The following is a 1494-nucleotide window of genomic DNA, read 5'->3' on the forward strand; positions in this document are numbered from 1 at the left end:
CCAGCAGCCCAAGCCAACTGCACCAACATAATGCCCATAATCACGACGGGAAAAACCAAGGAATCCAATTGAGGAAGGAGTAAGAAAAACGCCACGATACTCGCTGCCAACAGTAAGGCAAGGAGCCACCAAACGATGTCACCATTGAGCTGTAACCAGAAAGATTTGCTGTAACAAAGCTGCGCGAGGAGAAAACCTGAAAATAGAGCGTTTTTTTTGAATTTCAAAGAATGGTAGCGTTGTCGGCAAAAATCGACACATAACAAGCCTGCGGCAATCCAATAGCTGTGCGCAGAATCTGGCCCTTGGGTCAGCACCAAGATCAATAACAACACCAGAGTGAACACTTTAAAAAACAGTAGACTGGAAACTGGAACTCGCTTGACGAGCACCCAAAACGGATGTCATTACCAGATAAGCCTATCGCTAGCCAACTCCACATCTGTATTACCCTTCTCTTTGTTACGCGGCTAGTCTAGGTAGCAAGAGGATTATGTAAAGCAGTAAAAGGCGAAAGTTGGATCTTGATTGCGAATCACTGCTTATTGTGAAGCAAGCCAGAGCTTAGAGCAAAACTGCAAGTTTACAGTATCGACTCACAGCAACGCGTTTTAAATTCAGAGCTTCTCGATAAAAGTGTGACAAAACACAGAAAGCAAACGTTAAACCAACTCAAAGCAAAATAAGTCGGACATTATCAGAGTGAATGAATAACAATAGAGTGAAAAACAAATAAAAAACAGATTAAAACATTGGTAATAAAAACAAAATCAACAACTTAAACCATAAAACAAAAGAAAATCCGAACTCAAGCTGGTACAACCAGAATAGACCACTAATCACATCATTGTTTTCTCATCCAATGATAAATCCCCTACATAGCCTCTATTGACTTTCTTAAATTTCAAACAAGACCATCAAAAAACATGACTATTAAGCCAAAATAGCAACCAAGAACCACCAACACCAGACAAAGAGCACTAAACACTATTTGAGCAATATCACATTAATAAAAAACCAATATAAAACATTAAGTTAAAACACAAACCATAAGAAAAACACAAATAAGAGCATAAAGAAAGCAGTCAAAAAACACTGTTTCATTGCCACATCRGGGTCAATTATTCATAGTTAAGTTATTTTTTAAAGATGATTTAAAAAGATACTATTGATCAAGCCTTAAAATCGATGCTATATTGCACACATAGAGTTCATCAACCGTTTATGGAGGTAGTGTTGTGATGTCTTCTTCTCAAAAGCAAGGACTGGTAATGATCGCAGTTATCGTTGGTTTAATGACACTACCAATGATGTACTAAGTTTCAGAATCTAAATAAAAACGGATGCGAAAGCATCCCGTTTTTATTGTCTTTCATACACTTGGTTAGACATGGCAAGACCAAACGTTCAGTTCACATCTCACTGCGTGCTCCGTGGATTGCCTCAGTGCATTTTTCTCCAGTCGGCCATTATTTTAAATGTTGGCTAAGTACA

1 pseudogene is annotated in these 1494 nt (G+C 38.3%); it reads right to left on the minus strand.

Going from position 1 to position 1494, the window contains the following annotated elements:
• Positions 1–442 (minus strand): annotated as a pseudogene (locus CIK04_RS24950) (lysoplasmalogenase family protein); the annotation flags it as partial.
• Positions 443–1494 lie beyond the last annotated feature (1052 nt).

The sequence above is a fragment of the Vibrio sp. 03_296 genome, from assembly GCF_002265885.1.